The organism is Microcystis sp. M53603_WE2 (genome assembly GCF_030065435.1).
This window is the reverse complement of sequence record NZ_JASJFF010000389.1, coordinates 1-2,362: the sequence shown is the minus strand read 5'-3', so window position 1 is coordinate 2,362 and position 2,362 is coordinate 1. Positions and strand designations below refer to the sequence as shown.

2 protein-coding genes and 1 pseudogene are annotated in these 2,362 nt (G+C 42.5%); all 3 read left to right on the top strand.

Translation table 11 applies throughout. The annotated features are described in order from the left end of the window. Positions 1-126 precede the first annotated feature (126 nt). Positions 127-264 carry a hypothetical protein gene (locus tag PX481_RS08270; RefSeq protein WP_004159695.1) on the top strand — a complete coding sequence of 46 codons (138 nt, stop codon included), beginning with the start codon at positions 127-129 and terminating at the stop codon, positions 262-264. A 446-nt stretch (positions 265-710) separates the two neighbouring features. After that, positions 711-1,523: a calcium-binding protein gene (locus tag PX481_RS08265; protein ID WP_004159696.1), complete on the top strand. Its 813-nt coding sequence runs from the start codon at positions 711-713 to the stop codon at positions 1,521-1,523. Between the two features lie 72 nt (positions 1,524-1,595). Continuing rightward, positions 1,596-2,362 (top strand): annotated as a pseudogene (locus tag PX481_RS30085) (Calx-beta domain-containing protein); the annotation flags it as partial.

Sequence of the window (2,362 nt, the reverse complement as noted above, 5' to 3'; positions counted from 1 at the left end):
TCGCAATAACTGAGAAAACGGGTTTCTTTGAGAAACCCGTTTTCTGTAAATTTTTGTTATAGAAACCTTGAAAAATTCGGGATTCTTTGCATAAAATAGTCGAAGTCATCCTTTGCGGTTAATGTCATGACTTCTACCCTCTTGCCGAGCTTTCCTGCTGTTGACGATGTTTTGTTCAATTTTGCTCAATCTGATGGCTTGAGTCAAGCTAATCAGGTGGATAGTGCGAGAAATCAAGGTTTAACCGCACCGAATTTAATTTGACCTTCTCTGATTCATAAGTAAACCTGATTGAAAAAACAATGGCTCTACCGAACCTGTCATGCAAAACTATCAACAACTTATGCTTGTAAAGCTTGTACAATAAGGCTTTGAGTTTTTGTTAGATTGATATTTATCAACTTTAGAACATTGCTGGACAGAGAGGGAGCTTGGGGACTTTTCTACAGTGTAAGTTCGGAAGAACCAAAACAATAAGTATATCTTATGTCCTAATTGACGGTAGAAAAAAACGCTCTTAAGATAGTAGAAACCATTAATTGATGGTTTGATAGTTTTTAAGCCTAACCTAGACTGGCTGCGGTTGGGGAAAACTGGACTGAATTGCACTGAATAAATAATAGCCAAGCAAATTGTGGGCATTGCCCACCTTACACCCAGGGCAGCTTAAATTAGTAAAACACGAATTATAAGTTTTTAGGACAAATACAATGGCTACATTTATCGGAGACAACAACAACAACAACCTTGTTGGAACGACTGGTGATGATTTGATTCAAGGTTTAGGAGGGAATGATACTCTGTCTGGACTGGATGGCAATGATACAATTGACGGCGGAACGGGCGATGATGTATTAAACGGTGGGGACGGCAACGATAATATTGATGGTGGCACAGGCATTGATGTAATCAATGGTGGTGACGGAAATGACCTCATTGCCTCTGGGACAAAAGGAGAGTCCATCGATGGTGGTGCGGGGAATGATACCCTGACCACCTTGAATTTGAGTGACTCCAGCGCAAATCTGGTTCTCGATTTAACCGCAGCCAATCAACTCAGTGGGGACGGTATCACCACAATTAAAAATATCGAGTCGATACCGTCTGTCACTACTGGCAGTGGCAACGATACCTTTAAATTAACGGGAAATCTGTTAATCAGTAACAGCAAATTTGATGGAGGAGGGGGAAACGACCTATTAATCGCCGACTTTAGCAATGCCACTTTCGCGGGTTTGGGAACAAGCGGTTACGGCGTTTTTAATTACAACGTTACCACTTATATCTACGCTCCCGGTAATAGTAACAGTACCTTGCTGTCCTACTCCAATACCGAACAATTTAATATTACCGGAACAGCTTATATCGACTATTTGACCGGTTACGGGGGCAATGACACCATCAATGCTGGTGCAGGGAATGATTATCTTTGGGGAGCCGCAGGGGATGATGTATTAAACGGTGGGCTCTTCTGGTTTCTGTGTGGAGGGAAGAAGAATAGGGATAATTTTATAGAAATATAGTCTTCAAAGCCTTGCCTAGCAAGACTCCTACGAATGATAATCAGTGCTTATCACACAAAGTAGAGAAGAGCCAACGGTGGGGACGGCAACGATAATATTGATGGTGGCACTGGTAACGATATTCTTATTGGTGTCGATCCTAAAAGTGCTATTCCAGGTAAAGGGGAAATCGATAATTTAACAGGCGGAACAGGAAGTGATAAATTCATTCTCGGCGACGCTACTTGGATCGGTTATGACGATGGTAATAGCGCTCTTGCAGGGAACAATGATTACGCCCAAATAACTGACTTTAACCCTACCGATGATATTATTCAGCTACGTGGTACCAGTAGTGACTATTTATTAACAGTTTCTGGTTCTAATACTAATCTCTACTACAATAAACCAGGATCTGAACCGGATGAACTCATCGCCGTTATCCAAAACCGCACAGGATTAAATCTAACAGGCAACTCTTTTAATTATGTCTCTAGTTTCGTCCTTCCTAGCATTACTCTAGATATCTCCCCCGCAAGTGTGACAGAAGACGGGACAACCAACTTAGTCTACACCTTCACCCGCACAGGAGACACAACTAATCCCTTAACCGTCAACTATACAGTTGACGGAACAGCTACTTTTAGCACAGATTACACTCAAACTGGTGCAGCCAGTTATACAGCAACCACAGGGACAGTGACTTTCGCTGCTGGTTCGTCCACTGCTACCGTAACTGTTGACCCCACTGCTGACACCACAGTTGAAAGTAATGAAACCGTCGCTTTAACTCTCACTGCGGGGACTGATTATACAGTTGGGACCACCACCGCAGTTACTGGGACAATTACCAATGATGA

Bases quoted from the DNA above. Each gene is read 5' to 3' on its own strand.
- PX481_RS08265 (WP_004159696.1), top strand. From the start codon at position 711: ATGGCTACATTTATCGGAGACAACAACAACAACAACCTTGTTGGAACG.
- PX481_RS08270 (WP_004159695.1), top strand. From the start codon at position 127: ATGACTTCTACCCTCTTGCCGAGCTTTCCTGCTGTTGACGATGTTTTG.